Source organism: Pseudomonas oryzihabitans, assembly GCF_024652905.1.
Classification (GTDB): domain Bacteria; phylum Pseudomonadota; class Gammaproteobacteria; order Pseudomonadales; family Pseudomonadaceae; genus Chryseomonas; species Chryseomonas benzopyrenica.
In genome coordinates, this window is sequence record NZ_CP102428.1 from 4,312,705 (window position 1) to 4,336,483 (window position 23,779).

At 67.3% G+C, this 23,779-nt stretch carries 19 protein-coding genes and 1 riboswitch; of the genes, 12 read left to right on the forward strand and 7 right to left on the reverse strand.

Annotated elements, in window-relative coordinates; genetic code table 11:
• Positions 1 to 241: 241 nt before the first annotated feature.
• Positions 242 to 1,516, reverse strand: a complete 1,275-nt coding sequence (urtA, locus tag NRG74_RS20020) for an urea ABC transporter substrate-binding protein (protein WP_257705127.1) — start codon at positions 1,514 to 1,516, stop codon at positions 242 to 244.
• A 341-nt stretch (positions 1,517 to 1,857) separates the two neighbouring features.
• Between urtA and NRG74_RS20025 the strand changes: the two genes are divergently transcribed.
• Genes NRG74_RS20025 through NRG74_RS20035 form a run of 3 tightly spaced genes read left to right on the forward strand, consistent with a single transcriptional unit; the run spans position 1,858 to position 5,426 of the window.
• Complete coding sequence (locus NRG74_RS20025) at positions 1,858 to 2,748, forward strand: NAD(P)-dependent oxidoreductase (protein ID WP_257705128.1); 891 nt, start codon at positions 1,858 to 1,860, stop codon at positions 2,746 to 2,748.
• A gap of 2 nt (positions 2,749 to 2,750) precedes the next feature.
• Positions 2,751 to 4,268 (forward strand): aldehyde dehydrogenase family protein, encoded by a 1,518-nt coding sequence (locus NRG74_RS20030; RefSeq protein ID WP_257705129.1) that lies wholly within the window; start codon positions 2,751 to 2,753, stop codon positions 4,266 to 4,268.
• 3 nt (positions 4,269 to 4,271) lie between these two features.
• Positions 4,272 to 5,426, forward strand: a complete 1,155-nt coding sequence (locus NRG74_RS20035) for a M20 aminoacylase family protein (RefSeq protein ID WP_257705130.1) — start codon at positions 4,272 to 4,274, stop codon at positions 5,424 to 5,426.
• 27 nt (positions 5,427 to 5,453) lie between these two features.
• Here the strand turns inward: NRG74_RS20035 and NRG74_RS20040 are convergent, their stop codons facing one another.
• Complete coding sequence (locus tag NRG74_RS20040; protein WP_257705131.1) at positions 5,454 to 6,356, reverse strand: LysR family transcriptional regulator; 903 nt, start codon at positions 6,354 to 6,356, stop codon at positions 5,454 to 5,456.
• Between the two features lie 329 nt (positions 6,357 to 6,685).
• On the opposite strand from NRG74_RS20040, the gene NRG74_RS20045 reads away from it, so the two are divergent.
• The 4 genes from NRG74_RS20045 to NRG74_RS20060 all read left to right on the forward strand — a co-directional run bounded on the left by NRG74_RS20045 (position 6,686) and on the right by NRG74_RS20060 (position 11,654).
• Positions 6,686 to 8,011, forward strand: coding sequence for a DUF3100 domain-containing protein (locus NRG74_RS20045; protein WP_257705132.1), 1,326 nt, complete (start codon positions 6,686 to 6,688; stop codon positions 8,009 to 8,011).
• A gap of 238 nt (positions 8,012 to 8,249) precedes the next feature.
• Positions 8,250 to 9,176: a ribokinase gene (gene rbsK / locus NRG74_RS20050; RefSeq protein ID WP_257705133.1), complete on the forward strand. Its 927-nt coding sequence runs from the start codon at positions 8,250 to 8,252 to the stop codon at positions 9,174 to 9,176.
• 47 nt (positions 9,177 to 9,223) lie between these two features.
• The gene (gene fucP / locus NRG74_RS20055; RefSeq protein ID WP_257705134.1) at positions 9,224 to 10,555 is read left to right on the forward strand and encodes an L-fucose:H+ symporter permease; all 1,332 of its coding nucleotides are present in this window, start codon (positions 9,224 to 9,226) and stop codon (positions 10,553 to 10,555) included.
• A 13-nt stretch (positions 10,556 to 10,568) separates the two neighbouring features.
• Positions 10,569 to 11,654, forward strand: coding sequence for an aldose 1-epimerase family protein (locus NRG74_RS20060; protein WP_257705135.1), 1,086 nt, complete (start codon positions 10,569 to 10,571; stop codon positions 11,652 to 11,654).
• Here the strand turns inward: NRG74_RS20060 and deoR are convergent.
• Complete coding sequence (deoR, locus tag NRG74_RS20065; protein ID WP_257705136.1) at positions 11,647 to 12,411, reverse strand: DNA-binding transcriptional repressor DeoR; 765 nt, start codon at positions 12,409 to 12,411, stop codon at positions 11,647 to 11,649. The two genes, NRG74_RS20060 and deoR, sit on opposite strands and share 8 nt — an antisense overlap.
• A 94-nt stretch (positions 12,412 to 12,505) precedes the next feature.
• Here deoR and deoC point away from each other — a divergent pair, with 94 nt between their 5' ends.
• On the forward strand, positions 12,506 to 13,183 hold the full coding sequence (deoC, locus tag NRG74_RS20070; RefSeq protein WP_160921923.1) for a deoxyribose-phosphate aldolase: 678 nt from the start codon (positions 12,506 to 12,508) through the stop codon (positions 13,181 to 13,183).
• A 95-nt stretch (positions 13,184 to 13,278) separates the two neighbouring features.
• Here the strand turns inward: deoC and cobM are convergent, their stop codons facing one another.
• The 4 genes from cobM to ltrA form a co-directional block, all read right to left on the reverse strand.
• The gene (cobM, locus tag NRG74_RS20075) at positions 13,279 to 14,010 is read right to left on the reverse strand and encodes a precorrin-4 C(11)-methyltransferase (protein ID WP_184290065.1); all 732 of its coding nucleotides are present in this window, start codon (positions 14,008 to 14,010) and stop codon (positions 13,279 to 13,281) included.
• Positions 14,007 to 14,729 carry a cobalt-precorrin-6A reductase gene (locus NRG74_RS20080; protein WP_257705137.1) on the reverse strand — a complete coding sequence of 241 codons (723 nt, stop codon included), beginning with the start codon at positions 14,727 to 14,729 and terminating at the stop codon, positions 14,007 to 14,009. The genes cobM and NRG74_RS20080 overlap by 4 nt, the downstream gene beginning before the upstream one ends.
• Before the next feature lie 341 nt (positions 14,730 to 15,070).
• The gene (gene cbiE / locus NRG74_RS20085; protein WP_257705138.1) at positions 15,071 to 16,273 is read right to left on the reverse strand and encodes a precorrin-6y C5,15-methyltransferase (decarboxylating) subunit CbiE; all 1,203 of its coding nucleotides are present in this window, start codon (positions 16,271 to 16,273) and stop codon (positions 15,071 to 15,073) included.
• 184 nt (positions 16,274 to 16,457) lie between these two features.
• Positions 16,458 to 18,191, reverse strand: a complete 1,734-nt coding sequence (ltrA, locus tag NRG74_RS20090; RefSeq protein WP_064307652.1) for a group II intron reverse transcriptase/maturase — start codon at positions 18,189 to 18,191, stop codon at positions 16,458 to 16,460.
• A gap of 1,114 nt (positions 18,192 to 19,305) precedes the next feature.
• Between ltrA and cobG the strand changes: the two genes are divergently transcribed.
• From cobG to cobJ, 4 genes are read left to right on the forward strand one after another with little or no spacing between them, the layout of a single operon-like run.
• Positions 19,306 to 20,592, forward strand: coding sequence for a precorrin-3B synthase (gene cobG, locus NRG74_RS20095; RefSeq protein ID WP_307773987.1), 1,287 nt, complete (start codon positions 19,306 to 19,308; stop codon positions 20,590 to 20,592).
• Positions 20,585 to 21,211: a precorrin-8X methylmutase gene (locus tag NRG74_RS20100; protein ID WP_257705139.1), complete on the forward strand. Its 627-nt coding sequence runs from the start codon at positions 20,585 to 20,587 to the stop codon at positions 21,209 to 21,211. Before cobG ends, NRG74_RS20100 begins: the two co-directional genes overlap by 8 nt.
• Positions 21,211 to 21,951 (forward strand): precorrin-2 C(20)-methyltransferase, encoded by a 741-nt coding sequence (locus NRG74_RS20105; RefSeq protein ID WP_160921918.1) that lies wholly within the window; start codon positions 21,211 to 21,213, stop codon positions 21,949 to 21,951. Before NRG74_RS20100 ends, NRG74_RS20105 begins: the two co-directional genes overlap by 1 nt.
• Positions 21,939 to 23,609, forward strand: a complete 1,671-nt coding sequence (cobJ, locus tag NRG74_RS20110) for a precorrin-3B C(17)-methyltransferase (protein WP_257705140.1) — start codon at positions 21,939 to 21,941, stop codon at positions 23,607 to 23,609. Before NRG74_RS20105 ends, cobJ begins: the two co-directional genes overlap by 13 nt.
• A gap of 6 nt (positions 23,610 to 23,615) precedes the next feature.
• Positions 23,616 to 23,762: riboswitch (cobalamin riboswitch) on the forward strand.
• Positions 23,763 to 23,779: the final 17 nt, after the last annotated feature.

A 23,779-nucleotide genomic window follows, 5' to 3' on the forward strand; every position in this document is an offset into this window, starting at 1 on the left:
CTGGTGCCGGGCGCCTGGCGGTCTGACCGGGTGCGCTGGCGAGCCCTCACCCCGGCCCTCTCCCAGGGGGAGAGGGGGAGGAGCGGAGCGGTGGTGGTGCGGGTGTTTCCTGTTGGCTGCGGAACGCCTTTTGCCCTCACCCCAACCCTCTCCCCGAGGGAGAGGGGGTAAGAGCTGCAGGCTGGGCGGCGTTTTGCGCCCCTCTCCCTCCGGGAGAGGGGCCGGGGGGGAGGGCTGGCCGTTACTTGCCGCTCTTCACCGGTTCGTCGGACTTCTTGTCGTTGCCGGGGATGTAGGGGCTCCAGGGCTGAGCGCGGACCGGGCCTTCGGTCTGCCAGACGACGTTGAACTGACCGTCGTCCTGGACCTCGCCGATCATTACCGGCTTGTGCAGGTGGTGGTTCTTCTCGTCCATCTTCACGGTGTAGCCGTCCGGCGCGGCGAAGGTCTGGCCTGCCATGGCCTTGCGGACCTTGTCGACGTCGGTGCTGCCGGCCTTTTCCACCGCCTGGGCCCACATATGGATGCCGATGTAGGTGGCTTCCATGGGGTCGTTGGTCACGGCGGTCTGGTAGTTGGGCAGGTTCTTGGCCTTGGCGTAGGCCTTCCAGGCGTCGACGAACTTCTTGTTCACCGGGTTATCCAGCGACTCGAAGTAGTTCCAGGCGGCCAGCTGGCCCACCAGCGGCTTGGTGTCGATGCCGCGCAGTTCTTCCTCGCCCACCGAGAAGGCCACCACCGGCACGTCGGTGGCCTTCAGGCCCTGGTTACCCAGTTCCTTGTAGAAGGGCACGTTGGAGTCGCCGTTGATGGTGGAGACCACCGCGGTCTTGCCGCCGGCGGCGAACTTCTTGATGTTGGCGACGATGGTCTGGTAATCGCTGTGGCCGAAGGGGGTGTAGACCTCCTCGATGTCCTTGTCCTGCACGCCCTTGCTGTGCAGGAAGGATCTGAGGATCTTGTTGGTGGTGCGCGGATAGACGTAGTCGGTGCCCAGCAGGAAGAAGCGCTTGGCGCCGCCACCTTCTTCACTCATCAGGTATTCCACCGCCGGGATGGCCTGCTGGTTCGGCGCCGCGCCGGTGTAGAAGACGTTGGGCGACATCTCTTCGCCTTCGTACTGCACCGGGTAGAACAGCAGGCCGTTGAGTTCCTCGTAGACCGGCAGCACCGACTTGCGCGAGACCGAGGTCCAGCAGCCGAAGGTGACCGCCACCTTGTCCTGGGTCACCAGCTGGCGCGCCTTCTCGGCGAACAGCGGCCAGTTGGAAGCCGGATCCACCACCACGGGTTCCAGCTTCTTGCCCAGCACGCCGCCCTTGGCGTTGATCTCGTCGATGGTCATCAGCGCCATGTCCTTGAGCGAGGTCTCGGAGATGGCCATGGTGCCGGACAGCGAATGCAGGATGCCGACCTTGATGGTGTCCGCGGCGTGGGCGGCGCTCCAGGGGAACAGGCCGCTCATGAGCAGGGCGGAGGCGGCAAGGGTGGTCTTCAGTAGAGGGCGGCGCTTCATGCGAAAGGCTCCTAAGCGAACGTGCGCTGTTGTTGGGCTGGGCTGCTGGCCCGCCAGGGCGCTTTTCAGGAACTGTGCCAGGCCTCGGCAAGGCGCATGGCGACTGGCCTCTTGCCTGCAATCCAGGCGTTTGTGGCCAGTTGCCCTGCACCAGCCTGGGGCTGGACAGTGCCCTCTGACTGCACCTTTGCACGATGCTGGTGCCCTCTTTTGCCGTTGCTTTTTGCGCAACATGAAAGTCCGAATGCCGTATTGGTGGTGATGCCTGGCGCCTCCCATACTCGATCGCCAAGGGCCGGCCACAGGGGCGGTCACACCCATTCGAAGAAGAGGAACAAGGCATGGGCAGGCAGGTCGGGGTCATCGGACTCGGCAACATGGGCGGCAACATGGCGATCACCCTGGCGCGCAAGGGCGTGGCCGTCACCGGCCTGGATCCCTCCAGCGCCGCCTGCGAGCGGGTCGCTGCCCAGGGCGTGGCCATCGCTGGCGATCTGGCGGCCCTGGCCGCCGGCAGCGACGTCATCGTGCTGTCGCTGCCCAAGGCCGAGCACGTCGAGGCCGTGTGCCTGGGCGAGGCGGGCCTGGTCAGCCGCGTGCGGCCGGGCACCGTGGTGGTCGACACCACCACCTCCACCCCGGAGACCAGCCGCCGGGTAGCGGCGGCCTTCGCCGAGGTCGGCGCCGATTTCCTCGATGCCCCTGTCTCCGGCGGCCCCGCCGGTGCCGCGGCTGGCACCATGACCATGGTCATCGGCGGTAGCGAGGCAGCCCTGGCCAAGGCATTGCCGGCGCTGGAAGCCATGAGCGCGACCCGGGTGCACATCGGCGCCGTGGGCGCCGGCAACATCGCCAAGATCGCCAACAACCTGCTGGCCGCGGCGCACCTGATCACCACCGCCGAGGCGGTGACCATGGCCGCCCGTGCCGGCGTCGCCCCGGAGAAGCTGCTCGAAGGCATCAATGCCGGTTCCGGGCGCAGCGCCGCCAGCCAGGGCATGTTCCCTACCTGGGTGCTGAACAAGGCCTATGACTCCGGCTTCACCATGGGCCTGATGCGCAAGGACGTGGGCCTGGCCCAGCAGCTCATCGCCGAACTCGGCCTCGACCTGCCGCTGGCCGCGGCCACCGCCCAGGTCTGGAAGGCCAGCGCCGAGACCCTGGCCGATGGCGAGGATTTCTGCGCCATCGCGCGACGCACCAGCGAAGACCTGTTCGGCAAGGGGGAATGATCATGATGAACGCCAAGACACTGGAATTGCTCAAGCCCCTCTGGGGCGACCGCCAGCAGGTCGCCAGCTACGTGGACGGCGCCTTCGTCGATGGCAGCGGCGAGCGGATCACCGTGCGCAACGCCCATGACGACAGCCCGGCCTACAGCTACCCCGATGCCGACCTGGCCGTGGTCGAGCGCGCCGATGCCGCCGCCCGCCGGGCGCGCGAGGAATGGCGCGCCCTGACCGCCCAGGCGCGCGGGCGCATCATCTACAAGGTTGGCGCCCTGGTCCGCGAGGAGGCCGAGGTCCTGGCGCAGCTGGAATCGCTGACCGCCAACAAACCGATCCGTGATGCCCGCGTCGAGGTGCTCAAGGTCGCCGAGATGTTCGAGTACTACGCCGGCTGGGCCGACAAGCTGCATGGCGAGGTCATCCCAGTGCCCACCAGCCACCTCAACTACGTGACCTACGAACCCCTGGGCACGGTGCTGCAGATCACCCCCTGGAATGCGCCGATCTTTACCGGCGGCTGGCAGATCGCTCCGGCCATCACCGCCGGCAACGCGGTGATCCTCAAGCCGTCCGAACTGACTCCGGTGACCTCGCTGCTGCTGGGCGTGCTGGTGGAACGCGCCGGTGCGCCCAAGGGCCTGGTCAACGTGCTCGCCGGCCAGGGCCATACCGTCGGCCAGCAGGTGATCGCCCACGCCGACATCCGCAAGGTGGTCTTTGTCGGCTCGCCGGCCACCGGCCGGCACATCGCCGCCGCCGCGGCCCAGCGCTGCATACCGGTGGTGCTGGAGCTGGGCGGCAAGTCGGCCAACATCGTCTTCGAAGACGCCGACCTGGACCTGGCCGTGCGCGGCGCCCAGGCGGCGATCTTCTCTGGGGCCGGACAGAGTTGCGTCTCCGGGTCGCGGCTGCTAGTGCAGGAGTCCATCTACGAGCGTTTCATCCAGGCGGTGGCCCGCGCCGCCAGCCAGTTCAAGGTGGGGGACCCGAGTGATCCCGAGACCCAGATCGGCCCGATCCACAACGCCAAGCAGTTCGCCCACGTCAGGAACATGGTGGAAGGTGCCCTCGGTGAGGGCGCACGGCTGGTGGCCAATGGCGTCGAGCCGCTTCCCGCCGGGACGGGCTACTACGTCAATCCCACGGTACTGGCTGGCCACAATGGCCTGAGTTGCGCCCAGGAAGAGATCTTCGGGCCAGTGGTGGTGGCTATCCCGTTCAAGGACGAGGCCGATGCCATCCGCATCGCCAACGACAGCCGCTTCGGCCTGGCCGGGGCGGTCTGGACTCGCGATGTCGGTCGTGCCCACCGGGTGGCGCGCGGTGTGCGCGCCGGTACCTTCTGGGTCAACGGCTACAAGACCATCCACGTCAGCTCGCCCTTCGGCGGCTACGGCGAGAGCGGCTACGGTCGCTCCTCGGGCCTCGATGCCCTGCGCGAATACAGTGAGGTGAAGAGCGTCTGGGTGGAAACCGCCGCGGTGCCCGCCGCCGGCTTCGGCTACGGCGCTAGCCTGGAGTAACAGATGACCATCCATCAAGCCTTATTGGACGACGCCCGCAGCTGGCGTCGCGATTTCCACGCCCATCCGGAACTGGGTTTCGCCGAGCACCGCACCGCGGCGCGGGTGGCCGAGTTGCTGGAGGGCTTCGGCCTGGAGGTCCATCGTGGCCTCGGTGGGACCGGCGTGGTCGGGGTGCTGCGTCACGGCGAGGGCCCCAGCCTGGGTCTGCGCGCCGACATGGACGCCCTGCCGATGCAGGAGGTGGGGGATGTCCCCCACCGTTCCACCGCCGCCGGGCGCATGCACGCCTGCGGCCATGACGGCCATACCGCCATTCTGCTGGCCACCGCGCGTCACCTGAGCGAACACCGCGATTTCCGCGGCACCCTCTATTTCGTCTTCCAGCCCGCCGAGGAAAATCTTGGCGGCGCCCAGAAGATGATCGAGGACGGCCTGTTCGAACGCTTTCCCATGGACGCCCTCTACGGCCTGCACAACTGGCCGGGATTGCCGGCCGGGCAGGTGGTGGTCAATCCGGGCGCCATGATGGCCTCGCTGGACACCTTCGCCATCACCCTGACCGGCAAGGGCTGCCACGCGGCCATGCCCGAGCGCGGGCGCGATCCCATCGTCGCCGCGGCGGACCTGATCCTGCAGCTGCAGACCATCGTCGCCCGGCGGATCTCGCCGCTGGCCGCCGCGGTGGTCAGCGTGACCATGCTGGAGGCGGGGGAGGCCATCAACGTCATCCCCGAGGTGGCGCGGGTCAGGGGCACGGTGCGCTGCCTGGATGGCGCGGTGCGCGCCGAGGTGGAGCGGCTGATCGGCGAGATCGTCGCCCAGGCGCCGCTGGCCCAGGGGGTGCGCGGCGAGCTGGAATTCACCCGCGGCTATCCGGTGACCCAGAACCATCCCGAGCAGGCGGCGCGGGTACGTCAGGCGGCGGTGACCGCCTTTGGCGCCGAGCGGGTCAGCGATGGCGTACCACCGTCCATGGCCTCCGAGGACTTCGCCTTCATGCTGGCGGCGCGCCCGGGGGCCTATCTCTGGCTGGGCGTCGACGGCGCCCAGCCCTCGGCACCGCTGCACAACCCGGCCTATGACTTCAACGACGCCATCATCGAGCCGGCCGTACGGCTGTGGGCCGAGCTGGTGCGCCAGGAGTTGCCGGTCTAGGCCTCTTACAGCGACGGCCGCCGACGCTCAGCGAAAGGCGGTCATCTGCTGCACCATGGCCGTGCGCAACTCGTCCGCGGCGCGACTGAGCTTGCGTCCCAGACGGGTCACCAGCTCGACGTGGGCGCGGGCAAAGCCCGGATCGGCCAAGGGCAGGGCGCGCAAGGCGCCGCTGTCCAATTCCTGGGTGGCGGCGAACAGCGGCAGCAGGGTCACGCCGCCCTGCTGGGCATAGTGCTTGAGCAGGGCGAAGGTGTTGCAGGTCAGGGTTGGCGCCAGGCGCTGGCCGGCGGCCTGCTCCACGGCGTCGAGCATCTGGCGGATGCCGTAGGAGATATCCGGCAGCGCCAGGCGGTGCTGGCCCAGCTCAGCCAGGGTCACGGGCGCCCGGGCTCCGGCCAGCGGATGCCCTGATGCCACCAGCGCATAGAGCGGCTGCTCGCGACTGCCATGTACGCGCAGGTGCGGATCGCGCGGCGGATTGAACACCAGCCCCAGTTGCGCCTCGTCTTCCATTACCTGGCGAATCACCTCGTTGGTGCCCACCACATTGACCCTGACCTCGATCTCCGGATGCCGCGCGGAAAAGTCGCCCAGGCTGCGCGACAGGTCGCCGATGAAGCCCTCGCCGATGGCCAGCACCACGCGGCCGGTGCGCAGGCCCTGGAGATCGGAGATGGCGTCTCTCAAGCCGTCGAGCTGGGTCTGGCGCTGGCGGAAATAGTCCAGCACCAGGCGCCCGGCCTCGGTCGGGGTGATGCCGCGGCGGTGTCTTTCGATGAGGTCGACGCCCAGCTCCGCCTCGACCTGGGCGATCTGCCGGCTGACCGCGGACGGGGCGATATCCAGGGCGTCGGCCGCGGCGCGCACGCTGCCCAGGCGCACCGCCTCGACGAAATAATGCAAGCGTTGTTCGTGAATTCCACGCATCCGTGTGTTCTCTTAAAGGCAACGGAAAAGGCCATTTCCAGTATTGGAGAGAGAACAGGCCGCTGTCCATACTCGGGCCAAGACCACGGCCGCCCCGGCCTGGCCAAGGCCCGCGACGCAGAGCTCCGGAACGGCGAGAAGTCCCAGGCGAGACCCTGTCCGCGGCGGGCTTCCTCCCTTCGGCACGCCAGGCGTGCGACCTCGACCAGGCCTCCAGAACGACCGGGTCCTGCTCCCTAGCGGAGCCCTTTTCTGCCCAGCGGGCCTCGCCGCTCGCGACTGCCAACCATACCAACAACCGAGCCCGCGAGCGGGCCGCAGGGGGAAGAATGAGCGCCAATCCGACGCTGGCCGTGGGCCAGGACCGAGCTGTCAGCAATACCGTCAGACTCTACATCTGGGCAGCGCTGGTGCTGCTGATCGCCGAGCTGATCGGCTCCCTCACCATACCGCTGGGTCCGGGCAAGGTGGTGCTGCTGCCGATGATCTGGGCGCTCTTGCTGGGTGCGGCGGTGGGGCAGGTCGGCAAGCGCATGCCGCTGGGTCTGGGTATCGACCGCGGCGCCCAGGTGCGCTCGGCGGCCATTCTGCAATACGCCTTGCTGGTGTTCATCGCCAAGCTCGGCCTGGTGGTGGGTGGCTCGCTGCCCACGGTGATCGCCGCCGGCTGGGCACTGGCCTTCCAGGAGCTTGGGCATTTCGTCGGCACCATCCTGCTCGGCCTGCCGGTGGCCCTGCTGCTGGGCATCAAGCGCGAGGCCATCGGTGCCACCTTCTCGGTGGGGCGTGAACCGAGTCTGGCGATCATCAGCGAACGCTATGGCATGGACTCCCCGGAAGGTCGTGGCGTGCTCGCCGAGTACCTGACCGGCACCCTGTTCGGCGCAGTGTTCATGGCCATCGTCGCCGGCTTCATCGCCAGCCTGAACATCTTTCACCCCTATTCCCTGGCCATGGGCGCCGGCCTGGGCTCGGGCAGCATCATGGCCGCCGCGGCCGGTGCCATCGCGGCCCAGCAGACCGCCGAGGTGGCCAAGGAGGTCATGGCGCTGGCCGCCGCCGCCAACCTCATCACCCTGACCCTGGGCACCTACTTCACCCTGTTCATCTCCCTGCCACTGGCGGTCTGGGGCTACCGGGTGATGGAGCCGCGCATCGGCCGTACCACCAAGGCTTCCTTCCAGCAGAGTTCGGTGGATGCTGGCGTGGTGGACGAACCCGTGGAACTGGGCTGGTCGGCACGCTTTAGCGCCTGGCTGGCCTCGGGCGCCCTGGCGCTGCTGGCGACCCTGGTGATGAGCAATACCCTGCCAACGGCTGCTTTCCTGGGCGTCGCGGTGATGATCCTGGCGGCCTTCGTCGGTGAACTGCTCTGCCAGCTGTTTCGCCGCAAGGTGCCGGCGGTGTGCTGGGTATCGCTGGTGGCCATGTTCCTGACCTCGCCCTGGTGCCCGCTGGCGCCGCAGATCACCGCCGCCCACAACGCGGTCGGCATCATGGCGCTGATCACCCCCATGCTGGCCTTCGCCGGCCTGTCCATCGCCAAGGACATCCCGGCCTTCCGTCGCCTCGGCTGGCGCATCGTGGTGGTTTCGCTGATCGCCAGCTTCGGCACCTTCATCGGCGCGGCTTTCATCGCCGAAGTGTTTCACTGATCCTCGCGCGCACCGGGTCCCCGGTGCGCCGCTTCCCGCTACCGTACTGCCCCTTCGTCTGACTCGCCTGCTCCTGCATTTTCGTGTCGCAGCTCCCAGCCTTGAGCCCTGGCGGCAAGGTGTCGTCCCTGGGCGATCACCGGCGCTTGAGCTGCGCACCGAGTTGCAGTATCTATGATGGAAAATTAACAAAAACCGTTAATTTAATAACATCAAGAAAAACGGAGGCGCGCTCGGCATGGGCAAAATCGCGGTCATCGGCAGCAACATGGTCGATCTCATCACCTATATCGAGCGCCTGCCCGTGCAGGGCGAGACGCTGGAGGCGCCGGACTTCGCCCTCGGCTGTGGCGGCAAGGGCGCCAACCAGGCGGTCGCCGCGGCCAAGCTGGGCAGCGAGGTGCTGATGGTGACCAAGGTCGGCGACGACCTCTTCGCCGACAACACCCTGGCCAACTTCCGCCGCTTCGGTATCGACACCCGTCATGTGACCCGCGCGCCGGGTCGCTCCAGCGGGGTGGCGCCGATCTTCGTCCAGCCCGACTCGCACAACAGCATCCTCATCGTGAAGGGCGCCAACGCCGCTCTCGGCGCGGTCGACATCCAGGCGGCGGAAGCCGATCTGCGCGATTGCGCGCTGATCGTGCTGCAGCTGGAAATCGCCCTGGAGACCGTCTACGCGGCCATCGACTGCGGCCAGCGCCTGGGCATCCCGGTGCTGCTCAATCCGGCGCCGGCAGTGGCCGACCTGAGCGCCGCGCACCTCGCCCGGCTGGATTACTTCGTCCCCAACGAGACCGAACTGGCCCTGGTCAGCGGTCTGCCCGTGCAGGATCGCGAGAGCGCTTTCGCCGCCGCGCGGGTGCTGGCCGGTCGCGGCATCCGCCATGTGGTGGTCACCCTCGGTGCCCAGGGCGCGCTGTACGTGGGCGAGGAGGGCGAGTTCAGCCTGTCCGGCCAGCCGGTGGCGGCCATCGACACCACCGGCGCCGGCGATGCCTTCATCGGCTGCTTCGCCCATGGCCGCGTCCAGGGCCTCGGCCTGCGGGACGCCATGCAGCGCGCCGTGGCCTATTCGGCACTGTCGGTCACCGGGCGCGGCACCCAGACCTCCTATCCCGAGGCCGCGGTCTTCGAAGACTACCTCGCGTCCCTGGATCTCTGACGCAAGGTCGGCAATCCCTCACCCTGGCACCCCTACGGAGAACAACAATGAGCCAGTCACCCCTGCGGCCCAGCGCCGACGGCTACTACCTGAACCGCACGCCCTGGTTCGCCTTCATCCTGCTGTGCTGCATCTTCGCCCTCTGGGCCGCCGCGGCGAGCATGAACGACGTGCTCATCGCCCACTTCAAGAAGGCCTTCCTGCTCAGTGACTTCCAGACCGCCTTCGTGCAGTCGGCCTTCTATCTCGGCTATTTCTTCCTGGCCCTGCCGGCCGCGCTGATGGTGCGGCGCTTCAGCTACAAGACGACCATCCTCTTCGGCCTGTTCCTCTACATGGTCGGCTGCCTGCTGTTCTTTCCGGCCGCCTCCATGGCCAAGTACGGCATGTTCCTGCTGGCGCTGTTCGTGATCGCCGCGGGGCTGTCCTTCCTGGAGACCGCCTGCAACACCTACTCGACCCTGCTCGGGCCGCGCGAGACTGGCACCCGCCGGTTGAACATCTCCCAGACCTTTCACCCCTTCGGCGCCATGACCGGCGTCTACGTGGGCAGCTTCGTGATGTTCAAGGACGGCGACGCCAGCCAGGCGCAGCTGCTGCAGATGAATCCCGCCGAGGCCGCCGCCCAGCAGCTGCAGATGATCCAGGCCACCCTGACGCCCTACCAGTGGATGATCGGCGTGCTGGTGCTGATCTTCGTGCTGATCGCCTGCACCCGCTATCCGGCCTGCAAGGGCAACGATGCCGTGCGCAGCGAGGGCGACGGCATGGCCGCCAGCCTGGGTCGGCTGAGACGCAATCCGCGATTCGTCTTTGGCGTGCTGGCGCAGTTCCTCTATGTCGGCGCCCAGGTCGGCGTCTGGAGCTTCACCATCCGCCTGGCCATGCAGCTCGGCGGCATGAACGAGCGCAGCGCCTCCTGGTTCCTGCTCACCACCTTCGCCGCCTATTTCGTCGGCAAGCTGATCGCCAACCTGCTGATGCGTCGCTGGCATCCGGCCAAGGTGCTGGGCGTCTACGGGGTGCTGTGCATCGCCCTGCTGGCCTACACCATCCTGGTGCCCAACATCACCGCGGTGTACGCCGCCGTGGGCGTGAGCATCTTCCTCGGCCCCTGCTGGCCGACCATCTATGGCCTGACCGTCGACGGCATCGGCCGCGACACCGAGTTCGGCGGTTCGCTGCTGGTGATGAGCATCGTCGGTGGCGGGGTGATCCCGATCTTCCAGGGGCTGCTGTCGGACTACACCGGCGGCAACATGCAGCTGGCCTATTCGGTACCGCTGCTGTGCTTCACGGTGATCGTCGCCTACGCCCTCTATTGCCTGCGTCATCCGGCCAGCGAGCGGCTGCCGGTGGGCGCCGCCCAGACCGCCTGAGGAGGACGCCGCCATGTCCGTACGCCTGCCCCTGCAGCCTGAGCAATTCACCGCATGCGAGCGCACCCTGCTCGCTAGCGACGCCTTCCAGGTGCGCGCCTGGACCTATCCTTCCGGGGTCCGCGCCCTGGCGCTGGAGAATCGCCGCGGCCGGCTGATCGTACTGCCCTACCAGGGGCAGATGGTCTGGGACGCCAGCTTCGACGGCTGCCGCCTGACCATGCCCGGATTGTTCGACCAGCCGCGGCCGACCCGGCGGATCATCGAGACCTATGGCTGCTTCATGTTCCACGCCGGGGTGCTGCGCAACGGCTGCCCGGCGCCGGAGGACAGCCACGAGCTGCACGGCGAACTGCCCTGCGCGCCGCTGGACGAGGCCTGGCTGGAGCTGGGCCGGGACGCGGAGGGTGACTTCCTTCGCCTGGGCGGGCGCCATGACTACGCCATGGGCTTTGGCGACCGCTATCGTGCCCAGCCCAGCGTGACCCTGAGGCCGGACAGCGCCCTGTTCGAGCTGGGCCTGGAAGTGGAAAACCAGGCCGGCCAGCCCATGGACCTCATGTACATGGCCCACATGAACTACGCCTACGTACCTGGCGGCCGCTTCCATGAGCCTCTCGGCGTGGCCCGCACCCGGGTACGCACCAGCGTGCCGGCTCATGTGCGGCCGACCGCCGACTGGCAGGCCTTCATCGCCGAGCTGGCCGAAGAGTCGGAACGCCTGCGGGTGCTGGATGCGCCCGCGCGCTACCAGCCGGAAATCGTCAGCTTCATCGATGCGCCGGGCACCGACGCGGCGGGGGAAGCGCACTTCCTGCTGGAGCATCCGAGCGGCGCCGCCTTCTACACGGCCTATCGCCCAGAGAGCTTGCCCCATGCCACGCGCTGGGTGCTGCACAATCCCGACCAGCAGGTGGCGGCCTTCGTGCTGCCGGCGACCTGCGAGCCGGAGGGCTATCTGGCCGAGACCGCCAAGGGGCAGGTGCAGCAGCTGCAGCCGGGTGAACGGCGCACCTTCAGCGTGCGCACCGGCTACCTTGCCGCCGCCGAGCGCGAGGCGCTGCTGACGCGCCTGGCCGACCCGGCGCGGATCAGGTAAGCAGTTGCGCGCCGTTCGCCTCGATCCGCTCGCGATAGCTGCGCGGAATGCGCCCGTCGCTGACCACCAAGTCGAAGTCGTCGAGCGCCGCGAAATGCGCGGCGCGCACCACGTCGAACTTGGTATGGTCGACCAGCAGCAGCCGCTGCTGGGCCTGGCGCAGGACCTTCTGCTTGACCTCGACCTCGTTGAAGTTGAAGCAGGTGACGCCGAAGTCCTCGCTCACCCCGGCCGCCGAGACGAAGGCGTGGGTGAGGCGCACGCTGTCGAGCACCCCGGTCTCCAGGCGACTCTCGAAGATCTGGTTCTTGCGCTGGAAGGTGCCACCGCACACCACCAGGGTGCAGTTGACCTTCTGCTGCAGCTTGAGCAGCACGTTGAGCGAATGGCAGACGGCGGTGAATTCCAGGTCATCGGGAATGAAGTCCACCACGAAGGGCGTGGTGGTCCCGCAATCGAGGAAGACGGTGTCGCCGGCGCGGATCTGCGCCGCGGCCAGGCGACCGATGCGGCGCTTTTCCTCGACCTGGCGCAGGTCCTGTTCCACCACCTGGTAGCCGGGCGCCTCGCTGCCGCCGACATCGCGGGTGACGTGACCGCCGAGCAGCCGCAGGCCGTCCGGTGGGAGCCGCAGGTCACGTCTCAGGGTCATTTCCGAGACACCCAGCAGCTGGGCCATCTCGCGCAGGTGAATGGCGTGCTGATCCTGCAGCGCCTGGTGCATCAGCTTGAGCCGAGCGGCTTTCTTGCTATCCATGAGGGGTGCGCTACGGGAGTCCGACTAGAGGTGCGGGCCGCACCAACCAAGAATTCTGATCCGATCATACGCTACCCGTGCCTGAGGAGGCCCCATGCAGCTTGAACCCGGCGAACTCGCCAAGACCATCGACCACACCCTGCTCGCCGCCGATGCCCGCCGCGCCCAGATCGAGCGCCTGTGCCAGGAGGCGCGAACCCATGGCTTCTACTCGGTGTGCGTGAATTCCGCCCAGGTCCCCCACGCCGCGGCGCAACTGGCCGGCAGTGCGGTCAAGGTCTGCGCGGTGGTGGGCTTTCCGCTCGGCGCCGGGCTGAGCGCGGCCAAGGCCTTCGAAGCCGAGCAGGCCATCGCCGCCGGGGCGGGGGAGATCGACATGGTGCTCAATATCGGCTGGCTCAAGGATGGCCTGCTGGATGAGGTCTCCGCCGACATCGCCGCGGTCCAGGCCGCCTGCGGTGCGGTACCGCTCAAGGTGATCCTGGAGACTGGTCTGCTCGACGAGCCTCAGAAGCGCCAGGCCTGTCGGATCTGTCGCGACCTCGGGGTCGCCTTCGTCAAGACCTCGACCGGTTTCGGCCACGGTGGCGCGACCCTGGAGGACGTGCGGCTGATGCGCGAGGAGGTGGGCCCGGACATGGGCGTGAAGGCCTCCGGCGGCGTCCGCGACCGGGCCACCGCCCAGGCCATGCTGGACGCCGGCGCGACCCGCCTGGGGACCAGTTCGGGCGTGGCCATCGTCAGCGGCGGCGAGGGTGGCGCGGGGTATTAGAGCAGGACGCCTGTAGGTTGAGCGCAGCGAAGCCCAACGATGCCGCCTTGTGTTGGGCTTCGGCGGAGGAGCCGCCTCAGCCCAACCTACGAGTGCTACCCCGGTCCTTGCCGGTACAGCTTGGAATCCTGGAAATCCCCCGGCGCCAGCACCTCGCCTACCAGAATCAGCGCGGTGCGGCGGAAATCCTTGTCCCGCGCCCGTTCGACGATGTCGGCCAGGGTGCCCTGGACGCTGTCCTGATCCGGCCAGCTGGCGCGGTGGACGATGGCCACCGGGCAGCCGGGACCGTAGTGCGGCAGGAGGTCGGCGACGATGCGCTCCAGCTGGCCGACGCCGAGGTGGATGGCCAGGGTCGCGCGGTGGCGGGCCAGGTCGGCCAGCGCCTCGCCTTCCGGCATGGCCGTGCGACTGGCATAGCGGGTGAGGATCACCGTCTGGCTGACGCCGGGCAGGGTCAGCTCGCAACCCAGCAGGGCCGCGCAGGCGGCGGTGGCGGTCACGCCGGGGACGATCTCGTAGGCGATGCCCAGCGCCTGCAGGCGGCGGATCTGCTCACCGATGGCGCCGTACAGCGAGGGATCGCCGGAATGCACCCGGGCCACGTCCTGGCCACGGGCGTGGGCAGCGGCCAGGTGGCCGACGATGGCGTCGAGATCCAGGTGGGCGGTGTCGATCACCGTCTCGGCGCGATGGCCCTCGAGCACCGCGGGCGGCACCAGGGAGCCGGCATAGAGGATCACCGGGCATTGGCGGATCAGCCGTTGGCCCTTGACGGTGATGAGGTCGGGATCGCCGGGGCCGGCGCCGATGAAATAAACGGTCATGGGGTTTCCTCGGCCAGGGCGGCGAGCAGCTCGGCGACGCTGGCGAATTCGCGGTCGACGCTGGGCAGGGCAGGGCGCCGCAGGATCAGCACCGGCAGGCCCCGCTCGCGGGCGACCTGCAGCTTGGGCTGGGTGGCGGCGCTACCGCTGTTCTTGCTGATCAGCACATCGAAGTCGCCGTGGGCGAAGAGCGCGCGCTCGGCCTCCAGGGCGAAGGGGCCGCGGTCGGCGATGATCCGCGCCCGGAAGTGGCCGGGATGGGCGTCGAGCAGGCGCAGGGTCCAGAACTGCCCGCCGGGAATCTCCTGGAGATGTTCCAGCGGCTCGCGACCCAGGGTGAAGAAGGGGCGGGCGAAGGGTGCCAGGGCTCGCTGCAGCTCGGCCCAGTCGGCTACCTCGCGCCAGTCGTCGTCTGGTCCGGCCTGCCAGCCGGGTCGGCGCAGCGCCCAGCAGGGGAGGCCAGTGTCAGCAGCGGCCCGCGCGGCGTTGTGGCTGATCCGGGCGGCGTAGGGGTGGGTGGCGTCCAGCAGCAGCTCGATGCCTTCACTGTGGAGAAAGGCGGCCAGCCCCGCGGCGCCGCCGTAGCCGCCGACCCGCACCTGGCAGGGCAGGTCCTGGGGCACCCGACCGAGGCCGGCGAGGCTATAGAGGGCATCTGCCGGGAGCTGACGGGCGATGGCCAGGGCTTCGGTGGTGCCGCCGAGCAGGAGGATCTTCATGGGCGGTTTTCCGTAAGAGCGGCGGAGGCTTCGTCAGGCATGGAGCGCCCTCACCCCTGGCCCCTCTCCCCGAGGGAGAGGAGAGGAAAAGCGGTGCCTGGGGGCGAGCGGCGGAGTAGGGGTATTGGTCTCGTAGACGGCTTTCCCGCCGATGATCACAGCTTGCTCAGCAAGAGTCGTGGGCGTCAGCCCGGATGCCAGATTTCCAGGCCCCCACCGAACGGCCCCCTCGCCCCCGCGGGGAGAGGGCTGGGGTGAGGGGGCAAGGCGCCACTCACAGTCATCAAAGATGAAGGAGGCACACCCAACCACCCGCTCTACTTTTGACGAGCGACGGCCACTCACGGCTTCACCACTTCCAGCAAGGTAATAGGCAGCGCCGCACGCCAGGTATCGAAGGCGCCCAGTGGCTGGGCCTGGGCCACCTGCAACCGGGTCAGGTCACCACCGTGGCGCTCGCGGAAGGCCACCAGAGCGGCTTCGGTCTGCAGGGTCACGGCATTGGCGACCAGGCGGCCGCCGGGTTTCAAGGCGGCCCAGCAGCTGTCCAGTACCCCCGGCGCGGTAAGCCCGCCGCCGATGAAGATGGCGTCCGGGGTGGCCAGGCCGGCCAGCGCCTCGGGCGCCTGGCCGGCGACCAGTTGCAGGGCCGGGGCGCCGAGGTGGTCGCGGTTATGGAGGATATGGGCCTGACGACCGGCATCGGCCTCGATGGCCAGCACCCGGCAGCCGGGATGGCTGCGCGCCCATTCGATGCCGATGGAGCCGCAGCCGGCGCCCACATCCCACAGCAGTTCGCCGGGACGCGGCGCCAGACGCGCCAGGGTCACGGCGCGCACGTCGCGCTTGGTCAACTGGCCGTCGTGGCGATAGGCGCTGTCCGGCAGACCGGGGGTGAGCGGCAGTCCCGCTTCACCGGTCTCGCTCAGGACCTCGATGGCGACCAGATTGAGCGCCGCCGCCTCGGTCATCGACCAGGCCTCGGCGCGACCGGCGATGCGGCGTTCCAGGGGCCCGCCCAGGTGCTCCAGCACTTGCAGCTGGCTGGCGCCAAAGCCTTGGTCCACCAGCAGGGCGGCCAGGGCGGCGGGGCTGTGACCGTCGTTGCTCAAGACCAGCAGGCGCGCGCCGGGATGGAGATGGCGCACCACCCCGGCCAGGGGCCGGGCCACCACCGATAGCAACGCGACCTCTTGCAGGGGCCAGCCCAGGCGCGCAGCGGCCAGGGAGTAGGAAGAGGGCGCCGGTAGCACCTGCAGTTCGTCGGCCGACAGCTGGCGCGCCAGGCTCGCGCCGACGCCGAACAGCATGGGATCGCCGCTGGCCAGCACGCAGACCGGGGTGCCGCGGCGGTCCAGCGCCGGGGCCAGGGCAAAGGGCTGTGGCCAGGGCTCGCGGACGGCGCGGATGCAGGGTGGCAGCAGCGCCAGCTGGCGCGGACCGCCGATGACGACCTGCGCTTCCAGCAGGGCGCGGCGGGCCTGCTTGCCGAGGCCGGGGTAGCCGTCTTCGCCGATACCCACCACGGTCAGCCAGGGGATCATGAACACACCTCGTCGAACGTCAGCCGACCGGGCGTTTTCAAGGGGTCGGGGTCGGGTGGCCCCGGAGTCATTATCTGACCCGGGGCCCCCTAAGAACCGTGCTTGCGACTTTCGCAGCACACGGCTCAAGCTTACGAAAAACCAGCCATAGGCTGGCCGGCAACTGTGACGTGCGATCCTAACATCATAGACCGCTATATCTCAGGGTTACCTGTTGCCGCTGGCTATGCACCAGCGAGTGGCAGTTAGGGTGTATGAGCACGCGATTTTTTAGGGTGTCCTTGCCGCCGTCCACCCGTCGAATGACGTGATGGTCGTCCCAGCCAGTTTCCTTATTTACCGCGTGACCACATAAGGCGCAGAGTCCTTTCTGCCGCGTGAAGAGATACAGGATTTGTTTTCTGAAATGCAGTTTGTGCTGCATTCGTCGAACTCTTAGTTTTTCCCATTTCTCTTCGTGTTTCGCATCGTATGGATGGTACCCACCCGATAGCCGCGGTTGTCGCCTTATCTCAGTGTCCGCTAGCTGGTATAGCTGGCAGAACTTGCGTTCACCCTTCTTACCTCTGTAGGGATGCGCAAAAACCCAATTTCGCTTGCCTATGGAGTGGAAGTATCTATTCCGGCACCAATTAGCTTGCTTCTTCGGATGACGGCGCTTCGCCCACCTTCGCAGCAACCAGACGATCAAGCTGTCTAACCGGCTGAAGGCTTTCTTTGCTACGGCTGGAGAGTGGTATTGAGCCCACCCTTTCAGCACCGGATTCAGGCGTCCGATTAGCTCTTCCTGAGTCAATGCCCCGCTGGTTTTTACTATTTCTCTAACCTTGCGATAGAACGTTGAGATGTTCTTTTTCGAGGGCTTGATGAATAGCTTGGTCCGGCGGTAAGGCGACTTCGGGACGTACTTCCTGAAATTCCACCCTAGGAAATCGAAGCCCTGAAGGATGTGGGTTATCTGCGTTTTCTCTTCGGACAAGCTCACCCCTCGTACTGACAGGAATTGCTCGACCCAAGGTATGACCTCGTCAGTCAACAGCTCTTTGGTAGCCGCTGTGATGATGAAGTCGTCCGCGTATCGCACCACATGCACTCTGGGCGTATCGGCGTCGGTACCCGCTAGCTTTCTGGCCAGGTGACCTTTGAGCTGCATCTCCAAGCCGTTAAGGGTGGCGTTAGCCAAACAGGGCGAAATAATCCCGCCTTGTGGCGTCCCGGCCTCCGTAGCCATGAAGTGTCGCCGGTCAATTACCCCGGCCTTCAACCACAGCCGCAGTACCTTCTTGTCCATAGGGACGTTCTGGCACAGCCACTCGTGATTGATGTTGTCGAAGAACCCCTTGATGTCACCTTCCAGAACCCACATAGGTGAGTCGTCTCTCGACATTAACTGAAAGATTTCAACCATCGCATCAGCGGTCGAGCGATCCGGCCGGAAGCCGAAACTTTTCGGGTCGCTGGTGCTTTCGATGACGGGTTCCAGGGCTGACAGGTAGAGCGCTTGCATGGCCCGATCAAACATCGTCGGTATACCTAGCGGGCGCTTTTCCTTCTTCCCTGGCTTCGGTATCCAAACCCTCTTTAGCGGTTTGGGCCGATAGCCTCGTTTCTCCGATAGACGCTTCGCGGCGTAGAGCTTGGCTGGAGGCGTCCCCCAGGTTTCTCCATCAACGCCCGGAGTCTTGCGACCCCGGTTTTCAGTCACCCGTCTTACAGCCAAACAGCGACCATAAAACGAATGGGTCAGTAACCGTTGTAGGCGTTTAACCCTACGCCAGTCACCGGCCATTGTTGCCTGCGCAATCTTCAACTGCGTTTTCCGAACGGAGATTTGGATCTTGGCCCAATCGAGATCGTGCCAGCCCTTCACGCCGTCAGGAGACGCAGACGAAACCGATGTTGCTGGTTGCGTATTCATACAGTCCTCCTCAGGTCAGTAACCTTCGGGACGGACTTCTCCCCCTAGGGGTTGAAGTCACCCCTAGGGTCGTTTCGCTGGAAATCAGCACTAGATCATGCGCCCGTAAACCAGGTGCACGTCAGCCAGGGTTGCCCCTGTCGATGATGTTTCAACCGATATGCCGCCCATTACAGACAGCCATTCGCTTTTTGCACCCTCCCATTCCCCACACCCAACAGCTTTCCTTGCGGATTGCCTGCCTTCCGATGTTGCTGGTTAGGCGGGTGGTCGGGATTGCCACGTTCCCCGCTGTGCATCGATTCCCCGGTTAGGTTCCGTCTCTCCCCCGACAGTCGTAGTGGTACCGCGTCGTTAGCTTTGACAACGAGCGCCAGACTGCTTTGCCGATTTTGGCCAGGGCCTATTAACTGCCGTAGGCCCAGTTATGCTTACGAGGGGTCTAGCAACGGTTCACATGCGTTAACCATACGGGTTGGGTCACTAGCCCTAAGCTTCCGTGCAGTTCGGAAGCTTCACGAAGCTGTTGCCAGTCAAGCGTGTCCCTTACGGGATAGGACGTTGTCCATCGGGCTTCACACCTCAGGGTTGGCCCCCGACGCATGCCGATGTAGTGAACTGGCAGGTACATGCCAGGCTCGGTACCCCCTGTATTAGCAAGGTTGAGCAATGCACAAGCGGAGCGGTTGCTCCGTGCTTGGACGAGATACCCTAGCGTCTCACGACGTTGGCATGGGCCAAATGAGACCAAGGCACCCCAGAGATGGATTGACCCCTTGCGGGGTCAAATCACCCGCAGGGAGTCTTGTTACATTTAGATACAATTTCCTTGGCGGAAACTGCTCTCTGTTACGTCTGATTGATCAATTTATAGCCAAAAATGGCCAAATTTGAGACGTACTTACCCTGGCAAGCAGGGATCGCATTGTCCCCACAAGTGGGTCGAATCAGGCGCGGCAGAGCCGGCTCTCGTGCTTTATTTAGGCTTCAAACCCCTGTAGAACAAGGGTTTCGGCGCCAAGACTAAGCTGGTCGACCAAGCACAACACGAGCATACGTGTCGCACCAAAGCGGGCATAATAACGTCTTTCCCCGTTCAGCCCGACCTTCCGCCGTGAATCCTCCGTCTCCTTCCGCCCTCGTCCCGCGGCCTTCGGCCTGTCCGGGCCTGCTGCGCATCGTGCCCGCGCGCGATGGCGGCCTGTGCCGGGTGAAGTTGCCGGGCGGGCGACTCATGGCAGGCCAGGCGCGAGCGATCGCCGCCGCCAGCGAGCGCTGGGCGAACGGGGTACTGGAGCTGACCAATAGGGCCAACCTGCAATTGCGCGGCGTGCGCCCGGATGGCGCCGACGCCCTGGTGGCCGCGCTGCAGGCCGCCGGTCTGGGTCCGGCCGATCCGGCCGCCGACGACGTGCGCAATCTGCTGCTCAGCCCGGCGGCGGGGCGTGATCCTCAGCAGCTGCGCGACGTCTGCCCCCTGGCCGCCGAATTGCTCGCCCTGCTGGAGGGCGACCGCCGACTGCATGGGCTGTCGGCCAAGTTCGCCCTGCAACTGGACGGCGGCGAAGCCCTGGCGCGGCTCGATCATCCCCACGATGTCTGGCTGTCGGCTCGCGCCGAGGGCTATGTCCTTGGTCTGGCCGGTACCCCGCTGGACAGACCGGTTGGGCTGATCGCTCCGGGCCAGGAGGTGGCGACCGTCACGCGGCTGCTGCATCGCTTTCTCGATCTCGCCGGTCCCGAGCAGGGCCGCATGCGCCAGCTGCTGGCGCAGCGTCCGGTCGCAGAGGTAGTGGCCGGCCTGGATCTGCTGCCGCCTCCCACGACCTCCCGCGCGCCGGCGCGCAGCGTGTTGCGCCTGGGGTGCCATCCACAGCGTCAATCGGGCCTCTGCTGGATCGGCGCCCAGCCCGCCCTAGGCCGCCTGCCGGCAACGAGCCTGGCCGCCGTCGCCGACCTGGCCGAGCACCTCGGCAACGGCGACCTGCACCTGACCCCCTGGCAGGGCCTGTTGCTGCCCGATGTGCCGACCGACAAGGCCCAGGCGCTGCCCACGGCCTTGACCACCCTGGACCTGACCACCGACCCTGCCGCACCCTTGGCCCGGCTGATCGCCTGTACCGGCAGCCAGGGCTGCGCCAAGGGCCAGGCCGACACCAAGGGCGATGCCCTGCGCCTGGCCGAGCGGCTGCCGGCGGACCTGGAGGTGCATCTCTCCGGTTGCCCGCGCAGTTGCGCCCTGGCCGGCCAGGCGCCCCACACCCTCCTGGCGGTGGCCCCCGGTCGCTATGACCTCTTCGTGCGCGACGCCACCCAGCCAGGTCCGGGCCGGCGGCGCGCCACCCACCTTTCTCTCGACGAGGCCGCCGCCTGGCTGGCCCGGAGTCCCAGTGATGCTTGAATACGAACGCGACGGCCAGGCGATCTATCGCCAATCCTTCGCCACCATCCGCGCCGAAGCCGATCTCTCGGCCATCCCCGCCGACCTGGAAAAGCTCGCCGTGCGGGTGATCCACGCCTGCGGCATGGTCGACGTGGTCCAGGACCTGGCCTTTTCCCCGGGTGCCGGCGCGGCCGGTCGCGGAGCGCTGGCGGCTGGCGCGCCCATCCTCTGCGATGCGCGCATGGTCGCCGAGGGCGTCACCCGCACCCGGCTGCCGGCCAACAATCAGGTGATCTGCACCCTGCACGACGAGGGGATCCGCGAGCTGGCCGTGGCCCAGGGCAACACCCGCTCGGCGGTGGCCTTGGAGCGCTGGCGGCCGCACCTGGCCGGCAGCGTGGTGGTGATCGGCAACGCCCCCACCGCGCTGTTCTATCTGCTGGAAATGCTCGACGCCGGGGCGCCCAGGCCGGCGCTGATCCTCGGCATGCCGGTGGGCTTCGTTGGTGCCATGGAGTCCAAGGACGCCCTGGCCGCCGACAGTCGCGGCGTGCCCTACGTCATCGTCCGCGGCCGGCGCGGCGGCAGCGCCATGGCCGCCGCGGCGGTCAACGCCCTGGCCACGGAGGTGGAGTGATGGCCGGCCGCCTGCTCGGCCTGGGCGTCGGCCCCGGCGATCCGGAACTCATCACCCTGAAGGCCCTGCGCCTCCTGCAGGGCGCGCCGGTGGTGGCCTATTTCGTCGCCAAGGCCAAGGCCAACGCGGGCCAGGGCGGCAATGCCTATGGCGTCATCGAGGGCTATCTGCTGGACGGCCAGCAACGCCTGCCGCTGGTCTATCCGGTGACCACCGAGAAGCTGGCGCCGCCGCTGTCCTATGAGACGGTGATCGCCGACTTCTACGACACCGCCGCCGCCCAGGTGGCCGACCATCTGGACGCCGGCCGTGACGTGGCGGTGATCTGCGAAGGCGATCCCTTCTTCTACGGCTCCTACATGTACCTGCACGACCGCCTGGCCGAGCGCTACGAGGCCCAGGTGGTGCCGGGGGTCTGCTCCATGCTCGGCGGTGTGGCCATGCTCGGTCTGCCGCTGGTCTATCGCAACCAGACCCTCACGGTGCTCTCCGGGGTGCTCTCCGCCGAGGAACTCAAGGCGCGCCTCGCCAGCGCCGACGCCGCCGTGGTGATGAAGCTCGGGCGCAATTTCGAGAAGGTGCGCCAGGTCTTGCGCGACCTGGGCCTGGACGAGCGTGCCCGCTACATCGAGCGCGCCACCATGGACAACCAGCGCATCGTCGCGCTGGACGAGGTCGAGCCCATGGCCTCGCCGTATTTCTCGCTGGTTGTGGTGCCGGGGGTGAAATGGAAGGGTTGAGCCCGGCCATCGTCATCCTCGGCCCCGGCGCCCTGGCCACCGCCCGCCGCTTGCAGGACGGCCTGCCGGGCAGTCTGGTGCATGGCCTGGCCGGGCGGGTCGAGGGCGATGTCAGCTACAGCGCCTTCGGCGAGCATCTGCGTGAGCTCTATCGCCAGCAGCGGCCCTTGGTGGTGCTCTGCGCCGCCGGTATCGTCATCCGCACCCTGGCGTCCTTGCTGGATGACAAGACCGCCGAGCCGCCGGTCCTGGCGGTGGCCGAAGACGGCAGCGCCGTGGTGCCGCTGCTGGGCGGCCTGGCCGGTGCCAATCGCCTGGCCCGTCAGCTGGGCACGTTGCTGGCGGTGGCCCCGGCCATCACCACCAGTGGCGAACTGAGATTCGGCACCTGCCTGCTCGATCCACCGGCCGGCTATGCCCTGGCCGACGTCGACGTGGCCAAGCACCGGGTGGCCGATCTGCTGGCCGGCGCTCCGGTACGCATCGAGGGCGAGGCGCCCTGGCTGGATGAGGTGCCCCTGGCCCGTGACCCTGCTGCGCACCAGCGCATCCTGGTCTCGCCGCTGGCCAGTGCCGACGACCACACCCTGCTCATCCATCCCCGCGCCGTGCTGGTGGCGGTACGCGCCGATGCCACCGCTGCCGCCGTCACCGAACTGCTTGCCAGCACCGGCTATGCGCCAGGTGCCGTGGCAGTGCTGCTGGCGCGGGCGGAAGACATGGCCGTGCCCGGCCTGGCCGAGCTGAGCCAGGCACTGGATGTGCCGTTGAGATTCGTCGACGCGAACACGCCGGACTTCGCCCTGACGACGGTGGAACGGGCCCAGGAGCGGGGCATCGCCCTGCACCTGCATGACCGGCCCCTGGACACCGAGGACCTCGGCCAGCACCGCGGACGCCTCAGCGTGGTGGGCCTAGGCCCCGGTGCGGCCGAACTCATGGCACCGGTGGTACGCCGCGCCCTGGACCAGGCCGAGGACGTGCTCGGCTACGCGACCTACGTGCAGATGGCCGGCCCCCTGCGCCCGGACCAACTGGCCCATGCCAGCGACAACCGTGAAGAATTGCAGCGTGCCCGCCATGCCTTCGAACTGGCCGCCAGCGGTCGTCAGGTGGTCATGGTGTCGTCCGGCGATCCGGGGGTCTTCGCCATGGCCGCTGCGGTACTGGAGGTGCTGGAAGGCGCCGATGATCCGCGCTGGGCGGCGGTGGAGCTGGAGATCCTGCCGGGCATCACCGCGGCCATGGCCAGCGCCGCCCTGGCCGGGGCGCCCCTGGGCCACGACTTCTGCCTGATCTCCCTGTCCGACAACCTCAAGCCCTGGGCGGTGATCGAGCAGCGCCTGCGCCAGGCCGCAGCAGCGGACCTGGCCATGGCCTTCTACAACCCCATCTCCAAGGCTCGCCCGCACCAGCTGGAGCGGGCGCTGGACGTCTTGCGCAGCTGCCGCTCGGCGAACACCCCGGTGATCCTCGGTCGCGACGTCGGCCGTCCGGGTGGCGGTCTCGAATACACCAGCCTCGGCGCCCTGCGCAGCGACATGGTGGATTCGCGCACCCTGGTGATCCTCGGCTCCAGCCATACCCGGCGCTTTCCGCGGGCCGATGGCGGCGAGTGGGTCTATACGCCGCGCTGGTATGATCCGGAATTGTTATAAAGTAACATTTAATGCTTGAATCCTGGTCGCCGCTGGCCCACCCTCGGCGACCTTCCTGTTCCCTGGCGGGAAGCCGGTGAGAGTCCGGCGCGGTCGCGCCACTGTGAGCTTCGTAAGAAGCGAGCCAGACCTCGCCAGGGGATACCCATCATCCACAAGGGACGCGTCAT

What these genes read in the sequence shown, in the direction of transcription:
- NRG74_RS20035 (WP_257705130.1), top strand. Translation starts at nt 4,272, where the DNA reads ATGACCATCCATCAAGCCTTATTGGACGACGCCCGCAGCTGGCGTCGC.
- fucP (WP_257705134.1), top strand. Translation starts at nt 9,224, where the DNA reads ATGAGCCAGTCACCCCTGCGGCCCAGCGCCGACGGCTACTACCTGAAC.
- NRG74_RS20025 (WP_257705128.1), top strand. Translation starts at nt 1,858, where the DNA reads ATGGGCAGGCAGGTCGGGGTCATCGGACTCGGCAACATGGGCGGCAAC.
- rbsK (WP_257705133.1), top strand. Translation starts at nt 8,250, where the DNA reads ATGGGCAAAATCGCGGTCATCGGCAGCAACATGGTCGATCTCATCACC.
- deoC (WP_160921923.1), top strand. Translation starts at nt 12,506, where the DNA reads ATGCAGCTTGAACCCGGCGAACTCGCCAAGACCATCGACCACACCCTG.
- ltrA (WP_064307652.1), bottom strand. Translation starts at nt 18,191, where the DNA reads ATGAATACGCAACCAGCAACATCGGTTTCGTCTGCGTCTCCTGACGGC.
- cobJ (WP_257705140.1), top strand. Translation starts at nt 21,939, where the DNA reads ATGGAAGGGTTGAGCCCGGCCATCGTCATCCTCGGCCCCGGCGCCCTG.
- NRG74_RS20045 (WP_257705132.1), top strand. Translation starts at nt 6,686, where the DNA reads ATGAGCGCCAATCCGACGCTGGCCGTGGGCCAGGACCGAGCTGTCAGC.
- NRG74_RS20060 (WP_257705135.1), top strand. Translation starts at nt 10,569, where the DNA reads ATGTCCGTACGCCTGCCCCTGCAGCCTGAGCAATTCACCGCATGCGAG.
- NRG74_RS20100 (WP_257705139.1), top strand. Translation starts at nt 20,585, where the DNA reads ATGCTTGAATACGAACGCGACGGCCAGGCGATCTATCGCCAATCCTTC.
- NRG74_RS20080 (WP_257705137.1), bottom strand. Translation starts at nt 14,729, where the DNA reads ATGAAGATCCTCCTGCTCGGCGGCACCACCGAAGCCCTGGCCATCGCC.
- urtA (WP_257705127.1), bottom strand. Translation starts at nt 1,516, where the DNA reads ATGAAGCGCCGCCCTCTACTGAAGACCACCCTTGCCGCCTCCGCCCTG.
- NRG74_RS20105 (WP_160921918.1), top strand. Translation starts at nt 21,211, where the DNA reads ATGGCCGGCCGCCTGCTCGGCCTGGGCGTCGGCCCCGGCGATCCGGAA.
- deoR (WP_257705136.1), bottom strand. Translation starts at nt 12,411, where the DNA reads ATGGATAGCAAGAAAGCCGCTCGGCTCAAGCTGATGCACCAGGCGCTG.
- NRG74_RS20040 (WP_257705131.1), bottom strand. Translation starts at nt 6,356, where the DNA reads ATGCGTGGAATTCACGAACAACGCTTGCATTATTTCGTCGAGGCGGTG.
- cbiE (WP_257705138.1), bottom strand. Translation starts at nt 16,273, where the DNA reads ATGATCCCCTGGCTGACCGTGGTGGGTATCGGCGAAGACGGCTACCCC.
- NRG74_RS20030 (WP_257705129.1), top strand. Translation starts at nt 2,751, where the DNA reads ATGATGAACGCCAAGACACTGGAATTGCTCAAGCCCCTCTGGGGCGAC.
- cobM (WP_184290065.1), bottom strand. Translation starts at nt 14,010, where the DNA reads ATGACCGTTTATTTCATCGGCGCCGGCCCCGGCGATCCCGACCTCATC.